This window comes from Roseobacter ponti (assembly GCF_012932215.1).
Taxonomy (GTDB): domain Bacteria; phylum Pseudomonadota; class Alphaproteobacteria; order Rhodobacterales; family Rhodobacteraceae; genus Roseobacter; species Roseobacter ponti.
The window spans coordinates 58,035-72,890 of sequence record NZ_CP048788.1 but is presented as its reverse complement, the minus strand read 5'-3'; the positions used below and the strand labels follow the sequence as shown (position 1 = coordinate 72,890).

The following is a 14,856-nucleotide window of genomic DNA, read 5'->3' as shown; positions in this document are numbered from 1 at the left end:
GTTTTCATGGCTGATCCCGCGATGCCGGACATCCGCACGCAGATATTGTCGTTTGATGATCTCGATGGATGGGCCGCGGATGATCATGCCGCGGCCTTTGACGTCTTCAACCAGACCTGTCCCGATCTGACCGCGCCCGACTGGCAGGCGGTCTGTGCCTATGCCACCAGCAATCCCGAGCCGCGGACATTTTTTGAGCTGTTTTTCCGGCCGGTGCTGATTGAAGATGATGCAGATATGCTGTTCACCGGGTATTTCGAACCGGAACTCAAAGGCGCGCTGACCCCGGACGCGCGGTACCGGTATCCGGTCTATGCCATGCCGCCCGAAGCACTGGAGGCTGAGGAGTGGTTTTCCCGCGAGGAACTGCTGGAGGATGATCTGCTGGCCGGGCGTGGTCTGGAGATCGCATATGTCGCTGACCCGGTGGAGCTTTTCTTTCTGCAGATCCAGGGCTCGGGCCGGATTACCCTGCCCGACGGTGGTAAAATCCGCGTGGGCTATGGCGGTGCAAACGGGCACCCCTATCGCTCGGTCGGCAAAGAACTGGTGCGCCGTGGCGTCTATGAGGCGCATCAGGTAAGCGCCGATGTTATCCGGTCCTGGGTACGGCGTAACCCGGTTGAGGGTAGGGCGCTGCTTTATCACAACCCGTCTTATGTGTTTTTCCGCGAAGTCAGCGAAGTGCCTGCGCATCTCGGCCCGCTTGGTGCGATGAACCGCTCGGTCACGCCGATGCGGACCATTGCGGTTGATCCGGCGTTCACACCGCTCGGCGCACCGGTCTGGATCGAAAAAGACGGCACAGATCCGCTGCGCCGCCTGATGATTGCCCAGGACACCGGCTCTGCCATCAAGGGCGCGCAGCGGGCAGATATTTTTTTCGGCACCGGCGATGACGCAGGGCGTGCGGCCGGGCGGCTCAGCGACCCCGGGCGGATGGTTGTGCTGCTGCCCATTCAGAGGGCCTATGCTCTGTTGCCGGAGGACGCACAGTGAGCCGTCGCAGACTGCGCCCGGAGGAGATCGCGCTCTGGCAACAGGTCGCGGATCGCACAGAGCGGCTCGATAAACGCGAAACCTTTGATCCTGATGCGGTGGCCCCGAAACCTGCCCGCAGGGAAAAGCCGCAGACCCCGCGCAAAGCACGCCAGGCTTTTGGCGATGCGATCCAGCCACCCAGACCTGCTTCGCGCAAAACCGGTTATGATCTGGCACCGGCCCTGCCAGACCGGCTGCGCAAGGCGCCGGTGCAGATGGACCGCAAAACCTTTGGCAGAATGAACCGCGGCAAGCTGAAACCCGAGGGGCGGATCGATCTGCACGGCATGACGCTTGATCGTGCGCATGCCGCGCTGAACCGGTTTATCATGTCCGCGCACGGATCCGGCAAACGGCTGGTGCTGGTGATCACCGGCAAGGGCAAAGATCGCGACGAGGGCGGCCCGATCCCGGTGCGCTTTGGCGTGCTGCGTCATCAGGTGCCGCAATGGCTGACGACGCAACCGCTGGCCGGTGTGGTGATGCAGATTTCTGAGGCGCATATCAGCCATGGCGGCGGCGGCGCCTATTACGTGTATCTCAGGCGGCAGCGCTAGGCAGATCACGCTGATAGCGCAGGATGCCAAAGCCGGCCAGCAGTGCTCCGGCGAAATAATAAGCGGCAATCGGAATCATCTGTTGCGGAAAGTCGATTCCCGCATCGATAAGCGCGCCGGTAATTCCCGGGCCGATGGCGGAGCCGAAAACCATCAGCGCCGCTGCGGCCGCCTTGATCGACCCCAGATTGCGCGTGCCGTAGAAAACCGCCCAGAAAGCGGTGATCGCCGTGGCCTGCATTCCCTGTCCGATCCCGAACACCGTCAGGCCGACACCGGCCATGAAAATCGTATCCGCATAAGCGAGGATCAGGAACGACACACCAAAGGGCACCAGATAAAACGGCACGATCCATTTCACGCCGATCCGGTCCACGGCCCAGCCGGTGATGAACGTAAAAGCGATTGTCGCCAGCGTATATATCGGCATCAGCGCCACATAGGACACAAGGCTCCAGCCCTTGACCTCTGTCAGGTGTACCTGCTGAAAAAACAGTGCCGTGCCCCATGCGGCAGGCCCCAGAATGAGCGGGATCAGCATGTAAAAAAGCGGATGGCGCAGCAGCTCCGCACGCGTCCAGTGACGGCCACCCATCCCAAGGCTCTGCGTGCTTTCCGACATGGATTGCGGTGTGCGTTCCTGGCGCAGCAGCATCTGCATCACCGGGATCGTCACAAGAATGCAGACCGCCGCCAGAACCCAGAGTATGCGCCAGTCAAAGCGTACCAGCAGGGCCACGAAAATCACCGGCAAAAGCGCCTGGCCCGCGGCAAACCCCATAGAGGCCAGCGAAATCGCCCGCCCGCGCGCGGCGACGAACCAGCGCGACATTGCAACTGCGCTGAGCTGTGACATCATCCCCTGACCCGTCAGGCGCAGGGCATAGACGACAAACACCAGCAGAAACCCCGTCGGCACGAGGGCCATCGCCACGCAGGCCATCGCAAGCAGAACCATTACGCCCAGCGACAGATGCCGCACCCGGAAACGATCAGTCAGCGCGCCGGCCCAGATCATCGTCAGCGCCGAGAGCGTGGTACCGATGGTATAGATGCCACCCCAACTGCCATCCGTCAGACCAAAAGTCTCTTTGATCTCTCCTGCAAAGAGCGAGATGAAATAGGTCTGCCCGTAAGACGAGGTGAAGGTCAGCAAAAACCCCGCCAGCAGAAACAGCCGGTTGTCGATCAGAAAGCGGATGTAGCCCATGCGCAGAGGTGTTGCAGGACCACGGCCCGATGGGAAGCCTTAAAGCACGTAGCGGCTGATATCCGTGGATTTCGTCAGCTCGCCCAGGTTGGCGTCTACAAACTCCGCATCGACCACGATCTCTTCGCCGCCGCGGTCGGGGGCGGTAAACGAGAGCTCCTCAAAGACCCGTTCCATGACCGTATAAAGCCGCCGCGCGCCGATGTTCTCGACCGACTGGTTCACGTCAGCCGCGATTTTCGCGAGTGCTGCGATGCCTTCTTCGGTAAAGGACACGGTGACTTTTTCGGTACCCATCAGTGCGGTGTACTGCAGCGTCAGCGCGTTGTCAGTTTCGGTAAGAATGCGCACGAAATCCTCTTCGGTCAGCGCGCGCAGTTCCACCCGGATCGGCAGACGCCCCTGCAGTTCGGGCAGCAGATCCGAGGGCTTGGCGATATGAAACGCACCCGAGGCAATAAAGAGCACGTGGTCGGTTTTGACCGGCCCGTGTTTGGTGCTGACCGTGGTGCCCTCGATGAGCGGCAGCAGATCACGCTGTACCCCTTCGCGGCTCACGTCACCGCCGCGCGCATCCGAGCGGGCGCAGACCTTGTCGATCTCATCAAGGAAAACGATCCCGTTCTGCTCAACCGCCTCGATGGCGGCGCGGGTCACTGTTTCATCATCCAGCAGCTTGTCGGCCTCTTCGCCGATCAGCACCTCATAACTTTGCGACACTGTCATGCGTTTTCGGGTGGTGCGCCCGCCCATAGCTTTGCCGAAAATATCGCCAAGGTTCATCATGCCGCCACCCATTGCGGGCTGGCCGGGGATGTCCATCATCGCGCCAAAGGGGTTTGAACTGTCGGCGATCTCAAGCTCAATCTCCGTGTCATCCAGCTCGCCGGATTTGAGCTTTTTGCGGAACATCTCGCGGGTACTTTCGCGGGCGTCATCACCGGCGATGGCGGAAATCACGCGCTCTTCGGCGGCTTTGTGCGCGTTGGCTTTGACGTCCTCGCGCATGTGCTCGCGCACCATGGTGATCGCGCTGTCCACCAGATCGCGGATGATCTGTTCAACGTCGCGTCCCACATATCCCACTTCGGTAAACTTGGTGGCCTCAACCTTGAGAAAGGGTGCGCGCGCCAGTTTTGCAAGCCGGCGGCTGATCTCCGTTTTGCCGACCCCGGTGGGCCCGATCATCAGGATGTTTTTGGGATAGACCTCGTCGCGCAGATCGTCGCCCAGCTGTTTGCGGCGCCAGCGGTTTCTGAGGGCCACTGCCACAGCGCGCTTGGCGTCTTTCTGGCCGATGATGAACCGGTCGAGTTCGGAAACGATTTCGCGGGGCGTAAGGTCAGTCAAGGGAATATCCTGAAGTCAGTTCTCTGAAGCGATGTAAGGAGTGAGGCCGGAAACGCAACCGCGAAGGTGAAATCATGCCTCTTTGCAGCGTGGATATCAGATTGACGGCGGCAGCCTGTCACGTGGAATGAACCCCGGCAGAATACGCATAAGCCGTGCGCGGATCTTTTCCCAGCGCGCACCAAGCACCAGCAGAAAGATGCCCAGAAACAGGACGGTAAAGACAGCACTCTGCTCGTCAAAGACCGTGTTGCTGAGGATCACGATATACCCGATAGCCGCGATCAGGAACGAGCGCCGGTCGATCACGATCGCAATCATCGCGACCACAGCCAGCACCCCCAGAAGCACGGCGTTCGACCAGCCGGCGTCCCGGTCCATCAGGCTGAGCGCGATGGTATTTACCAGTGCCGGGGCGGCCACAACATGCAGCCAGAACCCGTTGGCTGCGCGCCGTGTAACGCGGTGCGGATCGGACATGTCGAAAAGCATCGCGACAGCAAAAACGATCAGCCCCAGCACCAGGGTGATCACCGCAAAGGGCCCGTCCGCGGAGAGCAGAAAAAGATCACGCATGTCCTGCGGCGCGCCCGACATATTGCCCGCGATCAGCACGGATACGCCAAAGGCACCGAGCGCGATGATCGCCAGGGCAAAGGGTACCCTGAAACGGTACCAGAAGATGAGCAGGGACACGGTGGCAAGGGCCAGGGGCAGCGGCAGGCTGTCGGTATCACCCTGTGCCACCATGAAAAGCTCGGCAATGCCGCCGGAAAACCCATAGGCCGCATTCACGGCAAACATGACCGAAAGAGCAATCGCCGGGGCGACCATCCGGCGGGTGCGGATGAAATACTCCGACAGCGCCCAGACGACGACCGCGCCGATCAGACCAGACCCGATGAGTACATTGCGCAGATCAGAGATGTTCTCGATGGCGGCAAAGGTGACAACACCGATCCAGCCGGTCGTCAGGATAATCAGGCCTACGACGATGAATATCTCGTTGAAACCGCGAAAAAGCTCAAAGGGCTCGTCGCCAGGCTCGAGGTTTTCGCGTGCACCCCTCCGGCTGTCCGCCAGCGAGGTAAGCGCTGCCGCCTGCGCTTCTGTCAGCAGGCCGGCGGCGACCGAGGCGCGCAGGTCGTCGCGCCCGATCATTTGCTGATCTTTTCGACCGTCAGATTGCCGTTGGTATAGACACAGATGTCGGCGGCAATCGCCATTGCATCCCGCGCCACGGTTTCTGCGTCCCGGTCGCTGTCCATCATGCCGCGTGCCGCCGCGAGCGCATAGTTGCCGCCCGACCCGATGGCGGTGACGTCATGTTCAGGCTCCAGCACATCGCCCGCGCCGGTGATGACAAAGATCTCCGCGCCGTCCGAGACGATCAGCATCGCTTCGAGTTTCTGCAGATACTTATCAGTGCGCCAGTCTTTGGCCAGCTCTACACTCGCGCGCGCCAGCTGCCCGGGCGTCGTTTCCAGTTTCGCTTCCAGCCGTTCGAGCAGCGCAAAGGCATCTGCCGTAGATCCCGCAAACCCCGCGACCACGTCATAGCCGCCGGGCGAGAGCCTGCGCACTTTGCGCGCGGAGCCCTTGATTACGGTCTGGCCCAGAGAGACCTGCCCGTCGCCGGCAATGACAACCTCGCCGCCCTTTTTGACGCCGATAATCGTAGTGCCGTGCCATCCGGGAAACTCTTCGCGGGCCATAATGCTCTCCTGTCTTTTTGCAGGGCCTATATGGCGGCCAGGGCGGCGTGGCACAAGGGCCGGACGCGGGGCATGGATAACGCAGCGAAAAGGGCGCCCCGCAGCGGGGCGCCCTCAAAATCCGTACCGCAAAGAATCAGATTGAGTCTTCGATCCAGCTTTGCAGGGCCGCTTTCGGCTTGGCGCCTGCCATGTTTGAGACGACCTGTCCGTCTTTGAAGATAAACAGCGCCGGGATGCCGCGCACACCCATCTGGGCAGGGGCGTTGGGGTTTTCATCGACGTTCACTTTGACGATTTTGACCTTGCCGTCCATCTCGGAGGACAGCTCTTCGAGAGAAGGTCCGATCTGTTTACAGGGGCCGCACCAGGGCGCCCAGAAATCGACAACAACGGGAATGTCGGACTGTTTGACTTCAGCGTCAAAGGTCTCGTCGGTTACTGCATGGGTTGCCATGATGGTCTCCTGAGGCATGTGCTTGAGCGCTGAACCTATGTACCCGGGGCCGCAGCGTCAAGATATGGCGTGCGTGCCAGCGCGTCCCTCACGATTTCGTGCGGCAGGCGCATCAGAGAGCACCGCGCCGTCCACAAAATCGCCGTTTCAATGCGCCGGTCCGGATAGATCTGCGCCAGCGCATGGGCATAGGCCCCCATTTGCCGCAAGAGGCCTTCCGGGCAGTCTTCGGCGCGACCGGGCACCGCGCGGTTGGTTTTGAAATCGACGATCAGAACGGACCCGCGGGTTACGATCAGCCGGTCGATCGTGCCGAAAACCCGCCGGGTGCCCAGATCGGCGGACACCGGCACCTCGACCAGACCATCATCGCCGAAAAGAAACTGCAGATCAGCTGTGGCCAGGACGGCGCGCGCTTCTGCAAGCGCCTCTTCTGCATCCGGATGACCGTCGGCAAGCGACAGAGCGAGGGCGGCGCCGGCTTCGGCACCCGCACCAGCCAGATGTTCAAGCAAAAGATGCACAAGCGTGCCGTAAGCTTTGGCCTCTTCTTCGGTCCGGCCGGTCTCCCCGGGCAGCGCCTTTGCACCTTCAAGGTCTGAGGGTGACAGGGTCTCGGCCATACTGCGGGGCTCGGGTGCCGGCTGTCGGAAAAACGCAGGCAGGGCGGTTTCTTCTTCAACGGCGGCCTCCGGGGAGATCAGCGGCAGCGCGTCCCAGTCGCCGTGGCTGAGCCGCCGGACCGGCATGCCGAAGAAATCCGCCTCTTCTGCACCGGCGGCGTTCAGAGCGGCCTCGACCATCTGATACCAGCTTTCACCCCGGTCGGATAACTTACCCGCCGCCGCCACAATCAGCCACTTTTCCGCCCGTGTCAGAGCCACATAAAGCAGTCGCAGCCGTTCACGGCGCTGGGCTTCTTTCATCTCGTCAACAACCTGCGACATGCCGGCGGGCATATCATCGGCGCGGGTTTTCCAAACCGGTGTGTCTTCCATCCTGAGGATACTGTCACTGATCGAAATATCGCGTTTTCGGGCATCGGGCAGGATGACGACAGGGGCTTCCAGACCTTTGGCACCATGCACCGTCATGACGCGGATCTGATCCGAGGCCGTGTCGATCTGGCGTTTCACTTCCAGATCATCGGTTTCGATCCAGACCAGAAATCCGGTCAGACTGGGGATACTGGTCCGCTCATAGGCCAGCGCCTGGGCGAGCAGCGCGTTGATCCCGTCTTCGGCCTCCGCCCCCAGGCGGGCGAGCAGCTTTCTGCGACCGCTGTGCCGGGTCAGGATCCGCTCCACCAGATCATAGGGACGCAGAAAATCAACACTGGCGCGCAGATCGTGCAGTATGGCGAGCGTTTCGGGGTGCTTTGCCTGCTGATCCCGCAGCACCTGCCACAGATGCTGCGGCCCGCGCCCCTGCGCCAGGGTGAAAAGCTCCTGCTCGCTCCAGCCGAAAAGCGGAGATTTCAGTGCCGAAGCCAGCGACAGGCTGTCTTCCGGCGTGGCAAGAAACGCCAGCAGTGCAGCCAGATCGCGGACGGCCAGTTCGCCGCCTACCTTGAGCCTGTCCGCACCGGCAATCGGAAGGTCTGCGTTCTTACACGCGCGGATGATTTCAGAAAAAAGCGTCCCGCGGCGCTGCACGAGGATGAGGAAATCCCCCGCCCGCAGCGGCCTGCGCACGAGCGCACCACCCGGCCCGCTGTCGTCCGGGATGGTCATACCGGTTGCGATCATATCCGCGATCCGGTCCGCGATCTGCCGCGCAAGAACGACATCGTGATGCTGTGTGCCGCGCCGGTCGAGCGGTTCGTGCCAGGCCCTGTCGTCCTCATCCTCCTGCTCGGGCGTGAGCGGCCAGAGATCCACCCGCCCGGGAAGATCTGATTTGAAGGCGCGGTGCGGATCAGCGCCGAAGCCGGCCTCCTCTTCGGCGGTAAAGGTTTCATCAACCAGCCGCAGAACGGCCTCTGATGAACGGAAAGACCAGGCCAGCGCTTTGCGCTGAAACGCCAGATCAGCTTGCGTGAACCTTGCGCCAAACTCGCTCTCCATGCGGTCAAACTCGCGCGGATCAGCCCCCTGAAAGGAATAGATCGACTGCTTTTTATCACCCACGACAAAAAGCGTGCGCGCAAGATTGCCCCGTGCGCCTGCGCCGCTGTAAAATTCTGCTGCCAGCTGCCGGATCACGTCCCATTGCGCGGGGCTGGTGTCCTGCGCCTCGTCCACCAGGATGTGGTCAATGCCGCCATCGATCCGGAAGAGCACCCAGGCGGCGACAGCCGGGTCGCGCAGCAAAGCGCGCGCCTTGAGGATCAGATCGTCGAAATCGAGCCAGCCGCGCCTGAGTTTCTCTGCTGCGTATAATTCCAGAAACCGCCCGGCGAAATTATGAAGCGCTTTCGATTTTGCCGCCGCCGCAAGCGCGAGGCGCGCCTCACGGGCATCAGCGATACGGTCTGCGAAGGCATCCAGCGCGGGCGTGAGATGCGCGATTTTTGTCCGTGTCGGTTTGGTCGGAAAGCTGCCCGCTTTGGAGCCGAAGGCATTTGCGGCACTTTTCCCATAAAGAAAAACCGTCTCTAACAAGTGCATATTGCGGAGGTTAAGCCCGCCAATGGCTGCGAGCTTCTGCGCAGCTGTCGCATCATTCCCGCCCTTTTCCAGCATCACCGGGATTGCTTCGTCCAGAACCGCCTGTTCGGTCCCGTCAAATACAGCGGCCTCAAGACGCGCGGCGCTGAGGTCCGGCGGCTGCCCGAAAAGCACCAGCAGATCGTCGCGCTGCACCGGGGCGCCAAAGGCTTCACGATATCGCACAATATCCGCGGTCAGCTCCGTGAAACCTTCGTTGCTGTAATGCTCGGCCAGTTCAGCGACCAGTGCGGCGTCCGGACCGCCGGCCATTTCTTCAACGATCTCCGCCCGCAGGAGGTCGGCGGCGCGGTCCTCGATTTCAGTGAACTGCGGGCTGACGCGCGCCTCCAGCGGGAACCGGCGCAGCAGAGAGGCGCAGAACGAATGGATCGTCTGGATCTTCAGACCGCCCGGCGTTTCAATCGCGCGTGCAAAAAGCGTACGCGCATCCCGCAAACGGTCTGCACCGGTCTCACCGTCAATGCCCAGCTCCGCCAGAGCTGCGCTGAGAGCCGCATCTTCCAGCATCGCCCAGGCACCAAGGCGCCGGAAGAGGCGATTCTGCATCTCGGAAGCGGCAGCCTTGGTATAGGTCAGGCACAGAATGTGCTGCGGTTCGACACCGTCGAGCAACAGACGTGCGACCCGGTCGGTCAGCACCCGCGTCTTTCCGGACCCGGCATTGGCCGCAAGCCAGGTCGAGGCATCGGGGCGCGCGGCGCGAATCTGTGCTTCGGTCGCCTCATCGCGGGCAGTCATTTCAGATCCTCCGGCACCGGCGCGTCCGTGGCATCCCATTCGCCGAAACGCGCCAGCAGATCATAATCGCTGCCATAGGCGTCTTTTTCCATCATGCGGCGCGCGGTGAACCCCTGTCCGGGATCAAGATAGGCTCTGATCAGCGCGCGCAGCTTTGCCAGCACCACCGCAGGAGGTTCATCGTCGAGGGGTGCTGCAACCTCCTTCATATCAGAGCCTAATCCGATAAAAACCGCTTCTCTGACCGGGTGAGGATCCGCCAGACCAAGCACACCCTCTTCGATCATCGCGGCCTCAATGAGCAGCTGTTTGTCAAACTGCGCCTGTTGTTTGCGCGAGGGCACGCTGCCGGTTTTGTAATCGTAAATCAGCGCCGCACCATCCGGCGCGAGATCAATCCGGTCAGCCCGCGCGGTGAGGGTAAAGGGGGGATCCTGCCAGACCAGTTTGCCGGTTGCGGCATCCTCCAGCGCGGCAGGCGTGCCGCGTGCCCTGCGTGCAATCTCAGCAGTGACAAATCCGGGTGCGGTGCGGTTCAGCAACGCCTGCCACAGCGTGCGCTCGGCAGGCCAGGGCACACCGTCCCGCAGCATCTGTTGCGCTACATGCGAAAGATGCTCAGCCGTCAGCGCTTCGGGCGTTACCAGCGTGTCTTTGATAAACTGTTCAAGAATATCGTGCACCACGATGCCGCGCATCAGGTGATCCGGGCTTTGCACCAGCGGGCCGAGCGGGCGCAGACCCAGCACGTGACGGGCGTAGATCGCATAGGGGTCGCGGATCAGCCGTTTGATCTCGGTCACTGAAAGCGCATCGGGCCGGGCGGCGCGCGGGGGTCTCGGCGAGGGTCGGGCGGCGGCGGGAACAGGACGCGGCTTCTCCAGAGCGTCGGCGCGCGCGAGCCACGCCGCACCGCGCTGACGCATCGCTTCCAGCGCCGTTACCCCGCCATTGCCCTCAAGTCCTGCAAGAAGATTGCCAAGCCGGTTAAGCCAGCGTGAGGCGACCGTTTCCGCATCATCGGACCGGATCGCGCGTGTGAGCCAGACCTCGGTGGCGCCCACCGCCTGCTGATAATCATGTGCCGCAAGACCGATACGCCGCTCAGGCAGCAAAAGCCCGGCTTTGTGACGCATCGCACGGTTAAGCCAGGGATCGGGCGCGGGCGTTTCCGGCCATGTGCCGTCGTTCAGCCCCGCGAGGATCACCAGATCCGCCCCCTGCACCCGGGCCTCCAGCGTGCCCCAGATCATAATGCCGGGATGCGGGGCGTCGCGGTCGCGCACTTCACCTTCGGCCAGCAGCGCGCCGCTCAGATCGGCATAGTCAGCGGCGGACATATCGCTGCCGAAACGCGCCTGATCTGTCAGGCGCTGCATCGTGGCGCGCGCCTCCTGACCGGCTTTCTTCTGCCAGAGTTCACCGCTGTCCGGGCCACCCGGTCCCCGGGCCGCAGCCTCCGCCAGCGCCAGATGCCGCGCTACAAGATCCGGCAGAGGGTGATCCCCCGGGGTCTGGCGGTCGGTGAAAGTGTCGGCGACCCATATCACCCAGTCGCCGAGCCCCTCGTACCGTTCCATATCCCGGTGCATCAGACGCAAAAGTCCGTCGCGGTCAGGAAACGGCAGGCCGTCCCTGCGGATCCGCAGCTCCAGTCGCTGCGTGTTGAGAATATGCGCATTGCGGGCGCTGGCAGAGTGGGTCAGCGGGTGCTTGAGCAGGGTCAGCAGACCCGCAGCGTCAAGCCGCTGGTGAAAGAGCCGGGAGATATGGCGCAGAAACCGCCCCGGGGGAGACAGATGCAGCGGGCTGCCAGCGGAATCGTCGGGCAGAATGTTCCACTGATCCAGTGCTGCGGTGACCTGGCGGGTGAGCATCCGGTCAGGTGTGATAAGAGCGGCGGCAATGCCCTCTTCGGCGGCCTGGCGCAGGCGCATTGCGATGGTCAGCGCCTCCTGCCGGGGGCCCGGAGCCTCAAGAAGCGTGATGCCGGAGGTGGCCTTTGCGATGCCGGTGAGTGCCGGCCCTTCAGAAAGCCAGGCGTCGGTCACGGGCGCGGGACGCAGCGACAGTGAGATCAGCGCATTACGCGCCGGCGACGGTGGCGGCGTGTCATGCCAGGGGGTAATGTCGGAGGGCCGCTGCCCGGTCATCTGCATCAGCCGGTGAAACCGGTACTGCGGATGATCTTCGGACACCATACCGTCGCGCAGCTGTTCCCATACCTCCGCCGGCTGATCAAAATCGAACCCGGGCAGAACAATAGCGCCATTGCTCAGACCTGCGACGGCCTGCATCAGCAAAAGCGTCGTGCCGCGCGATCCGGTGGAGCCGGCAATGATCACGGGATGGGCCGGCGGGCGCGTCTCCCAGCGGGTGGCCAGGGTTTCGACCATCGCCCGTTGCCGCGCCTCGCTGTCCGGCAGGGTGGTGGTATCGGCAAGATAATCCTGCGCAATGCGGATAAATTCCTGCGCCCGCTGCCAGTGGCCGGACTGATCCGAGACATCCAGACCGGCAAGCTTTTCGGCCGGTACGCCCTCGCCCTGCATCTCGTCCATCAGCGCGGCAAGGCTGTCGGTCAGGCCATAAAGAGAGGCGCGCGGCGCCAGATCCGGCTGGCTGTGCAGCAGTCGGGATACCAGCGCAATCAGCTCCAGCCTGCGGCGCAGGGGTGGAACCGCCGGGGGCAGCGTGACCGCCGCGTCAATCCTGTCAGGTTCCGTGATCAGACAGATTTTTGGCAGTAACAGGGCCTGTTTTTCATGAAAGAGTTGGTGCAGCCGCCGCCGCATCCGTGTGGTGTTCACAACCAGTGTGATCCGCGCCAGTGCCTCGGGCGGGGCATCCGCAAACCGCTGCAGAAGACCATCGACGAGCGCGCGGGGGAAATCGACCCCGCAGGCGAGACCGTAAAGACCCCTGGTGCCCGGCGCATCACCCATGATCTGCCTCCAGCATGGCCTCGGCAGCGGCAATGCCCTCCGGATGCCCGACGTCACACCAGCGCCCGCTGTGCACCAGACCAGAGAGCCTGCCGCGCGCAAGCATCAGATCCCAGACGCGGTTCAGCGAAAAGACCTGCTCCGGAATATCATGCAGGAGTGCTGTGCTGATGATCTGCATACCGCCGTAAACCAGATCGCCTCCCCGGCTCAGATGCCCGCCCGCGCCGATGCTGAAATCTCCGGGTGCGCTGCGCCCGATGGTCCGCGCCAGCGGCACACACATCAGCAAAGCATCCATGCGATCTCCGTCCCAGGCATCGTAAAGGGCCTGAGCCGGGTTCGGTCCCGTCCAGACGGCATCGGGGTTCATCGTCAGAACCGGCGCCGTTCCGAGGTGTGGCAAAGCGTTTCTCAACCCGCCCCCGGTATCCAGAATGTCGGGTTCTTCCGTGACGGTAACGACACCGCTGCCGTCAAGATGTGTGATCAGCAGACCGGGTTTATAGTGCAGATTGACGACAATCCTGTCGGGAGATGTTTCCCGGACCAGTGCCAGCGCGTGATCAATTAGCGGCCGGCCTGCGACCTCTATCATTGGCTTGGGCCGGTCATCGGTCAGCGGGCGCATGCGTGTCCCGAAGCCGGCGGCAAAGAGCATCACCGCGCCCGGCATGTGCCGCACATCGATTTCAGCCGCGCCAGAACCGCCGCATCAGGTTCCGGCAGAACCCCGTCGATCAGCGGCCTGATTTCAGCAAGCGCCGGATGCCTGAGATTTGTGTCGATATGGCCCCACACGCGGGGGATCAGATCAACGTAATGCTGCTTGCTGTCACGCAGGCAAAGCCGGGCAAAAACACCCAGAATACGCAGATTGCGCTGGGCCCCCGTCAGGGCATATGCGCGGCCGAAGCCCTCCTTCTCAAGCCTGTTCTCCGTTACATAGCGGTCGAACATCGCGGCGGCTGTTGCCGGTGTCACATCACGGCGCGCGTCCTGCAGCACAGAGACCAGATCATAGGCGCGGTGGCCGGTCATGGCGTCCTGAAAATCAAGCAGCCCGACCCGCGCGGCCCCTGTCCGCTGTGGCAGCCAGAGCAGGTTTTCAGCGTGATAATCGCGCTGGATCAGCACATCCAGTTCCGCATCAAGGGGCGCCAGTGCCCGGGCAAAGGCGTTGGTAAACGCCTGCCGCGCGTCCGTGTCAACGGCACCGGTCGCACCGAACTGATACCAGTCAAAAGCCAGTGCCGCGAGCGGCGTGGTCACGTCAGAGGAATAGCACGCGGCCAGCGGTGAGGGCACCTGATGCAGCGCTGTGAGCACATCCGTGGCGGCCTCGTAAAGCGGCACCTCGAGATCGGGGTCTGCGGCTATGCGGCGGGCGTAGAGGTCATCGCCCAGATCTTCCAGAAGGAGAAACCCGCGGGCCTCATCAGCTGCAAAAATCTCCGGCGCGCTCAGTCCTCTGTTCCGCAGAAAGCGCGCGAGGTCGACGAAGGGGCGGACATCCTCGCCCTTGTCGGGTGGTGCATCCATCAGCACTGCGTGCCTGCCATCCTGATGCATCAGCCGGTCGTACCGCCGGTTGGACGCATCACCCGCCAGCGGTGTGATCCGCGCGCCCGCCCAGCCATGGCTTTGCAGAAATGCCGTCAGGTGATCTGCCCGTTCGCTCATGCGGCCCAGGCCCTGAGACGGTTGTCCCATTTCGGGTCCTGCCAACGGGCGGTCAGGTGTCGTTCGTCCTCGCCGGCCCCTGCGCGCAGTTCGATTTCAAGCGCGTCTTCGGGGCGCAGATCACCCAGCCTGTCAGGCCATTCCACAAGGCAGACCGCTTCTGAGAAGGCCTCCGCCAGACCAAGCTCCTCGATTTCGGAGACGGAGCCGATCCGGTAAAGATCGCTGTGCCAGAGTGTCCCGCGCGAGGTTTCATAGGTCTGAACGAGGGTGAAAGTCGGCGATGGGATATCTTCGGGCACGTCCTGTACCGATCGGATCAGAGCGCGCGCGAAATGCGTCTTTCCCGCGCCGACACCACCCGAGAGCAGCACCACATCCGCAGGTTCCAGCCGCTCTCCCAGCGCCGCGGCCCGCTCAGCGGTTTCGTCGGGGGTCAGCAGATCAAGGTGAAGCGTCCGGGCGGTCATGCCGCATGCTTACCCCGC

Annotated in this window: 12 protein-coding genes; 2 read left to right on the top strand and 10 right to left on the bottom strand. The window is 62.6% G+C overall.

The genetic code is table 11. The features are described from left to right. Positions 1-6: 6 nt before the first annotated feature. Both mltA and G3256_RS00325 read left to right on the top strand, forming a co-directional pair. A complete protein-coding gene (mltA, locus tag G3256_RS00330) occupies positions 7-999 on the top strand; it encodes a murein transglycosylase A (protein WP_169638943.1) in 993 nt (330 codons plus the stop codon). After that, complete coding sequence (locus G3256_RS00325; RefSeq protein WP_169638942.1) at positions 996-1,598, top strand: Smr/MutS family protein; 603 nt, start codon at positions 996-998, stop codon at positions 1,596-1,598. The genes mltA and G3256_RS00325 overlap by 4 nt, the downstream gene beginning before the upstream one ends. Here G3256_RS00325 and G3256_RS00320 read toward each other — a convergent pair. From G3256_RS00320 to tsaE, 10 genes are all read right to left on the bottom strand, one after another. After that, entirely contained in the window at positions 1,582-2,808 is a 1,227-nt protein-coding gene (locus G3256_RS00320; RefSeq protein ID WP_169638941.1) for an MFS transporter, read from the bottom strand. The genes G3256_RS00325 and G3256_RS00320 overlap by 17 nt on opposite strands. Before the next feature lie 39 nt (positions 2,809-2,847). Beyond that, positions 2,848-4,158, bottom strand: coding sequence for an ATP-dependent protease ATPase subunit HslU (gene hslU, locus G3256_RS00315; protein ID WP_169638940.1), 1,311 nt, complete (start codon positions 4,156-4,158; stop codon positions 2,848-2,850). 96 nt (positions 4,159-4,254) lie between these two features. Further along, positions 4,255-5,319: a hypothetical protein gene (locus G3256_RS00310; RefSeq protein WP_169638939.1), complete on the bottom strand. Its 1,065-nt coding sequence runs from the start codon at positions 5,317-5,319 to the stop codon at positions 4,255-4,257. Beyond that, positions 5,316-5,873, bottom strand: coding sequence for an ATP-dependent protease subunit HslV (gene hslV / locus G3256_RS00305; RefSeq protein WP_169638938.1), 558 nt, complete (start codon positions 5,871-5,873; stop codon positions 5,316-5,318). The genes G3256_RS00310 and hslV overlap by 4 nt, the downstream gene beginning before the upstream one ends. A gap of 136 nt (positions 5,874-6,009) precedes the next feature. Beyond that, positions 6,010-6,330 (bottom strand): thioredoxin, encoded by a 321-nt coding sequence (gene trxA / locus G3256_RS00300; RefSeq protein WP_169638937.1) that lies wholly within the window; start codon positions 6,328-6,330, stop codon positions 6,010-6,012. Between the two features lie 35 nt (positions 6,331-6,365). Next, positions 6,366-9,740: a double-strand break repair helicase AddA gene (gene addA, locus G3256_RS00295; RefSeq protein ID WP_169638936.1), complete on the bottom strand. Its 3,375-nt coding sequence runs from the start codon at positions 9,738-9,740 to the stop codon at positions 6,366-6,368. Then, positions 9,737-12,685, bottom strand: coding sequence for a double-strand break repair protein AddB (gene addB / locus G3256_RS00290; protein WP_169638935.1), 2,949 nt, complete (start codon positions 12,683-12,685; stop codon positions 9,737-9,739). The genes addA and addB overlap by 4 nt, the downstream gene beginning before the upstream one ends. Beyond that, positions 12,678-13,370, bottom strand: a complete 693-nt coding sequence (locus G3256_RS00285; protein WP_169638934.1) for a nucleotidyltransferase family protein — start codon at positions 13,368-13,370, stop codon at positions 12,678-12,680. The genes addB and G3256_RS00285 overlap by 8 nt, the downstream gene beginning before the upstream one ends. Next, positions 13,346-14,368, bottom strand: coding sequence for an aminoglycoside phosphotransferase family protein (locus tag G3256_RS00280; RefSeq protein ID WP_169638933.1), 1,023 nt, complete (start codon positions 14,366-14,368; stop codon positions 13,346-13,348). Before G3256_RS00280 ends, G3256_RS00285 begins: the two co-directional genes overlap by 25 nt. Beyond that, positions 14,365-14,838, bottom strand: a complete 474-nt coding sequence (gene tsaE, locus G3256_RS00275; protein ID WP_169638932.1) for a tRNA (adenosine(37)-N6)-threonylcarbamoyltransferase complex ATPase subunit type 1 TsaE — start codon at positions 14,836-14,838, stop codon at positions 14,365-14,367. The genes G3256_RS00280 and tsaE overlap by 4 nt, the downstream gene beginning before the upstream one ends. Positions 14,839-14,856 lie beyond the last annotated feature (18 nt).

What these genes read in the sequence shown, in the direction of transcription:
- trxA (WP_169638937.1), bottom strand. Translation starts at nt 6,330, where the DNA reads ATGGCAACCCATGCAGTAACCGACGAGACCTTTGACGCTGAAGTCAAA.
- G3256_RS00320 (WP_169638941.1), bottom strand. Translation starts at nt 2,808, where the DNA reads ATGGGCTACATCCGCTTTCTGATCGACAACCGGCTGTTTCTGCTGGCG.
- addA (WP_169638936.1), bottom strand. Translation starts at nt 9,740, where the DNA reads ATGACTGCCCGCGATGAGGCGACCGAAGCACAGATTCGCGCCGCGCGC.
- tsaE (WP_169638932.1), bottom strand. Translation starts at nt 14,838, where the DNA reads ATGACCGCCCGGACGCTTCACCTTGATCTGCTGACCCCCGACGAAACC.
- addB (WP_169638935.1), bottom strand. Translation starts at nt 12,685, where the DNA reads ATGGGTGATGCGCCGGGCACCAGGGGTCTTTACGGTCTCGCCTGCGGG.
- mltA (WP_169638943.1), top strand. Translation starts at nt 7, where the DNA reads ATGGCTGATCCCGCGATGCCGGACATCCGCACGCAGATATTGTCGTTT.
- G3256_RS00310 (WP_169638939.1), bottom strand. Translation starts at nt 5,319, where the DNA reads ATGATCGGGCGCGACGACCTGCGCGCCTCGGTCGCCGCCGGCCTGCTG.
- hslV (WP_169638938.1), bottom strand. Translation starts at nt 5,873, where the DNA reads ATGGCCCGCGAAGAGTTTCCCGGATGGCACGGCACTACGATTATCGGC.
- G3256_RS00280 (WP_169638933.1), bottom strand. Translation starts at nt 14,368, where the DNA reads ATGAGCGAACGGGCAGATCACCTGACGGCATTTCTGCAAAGCCATGGC.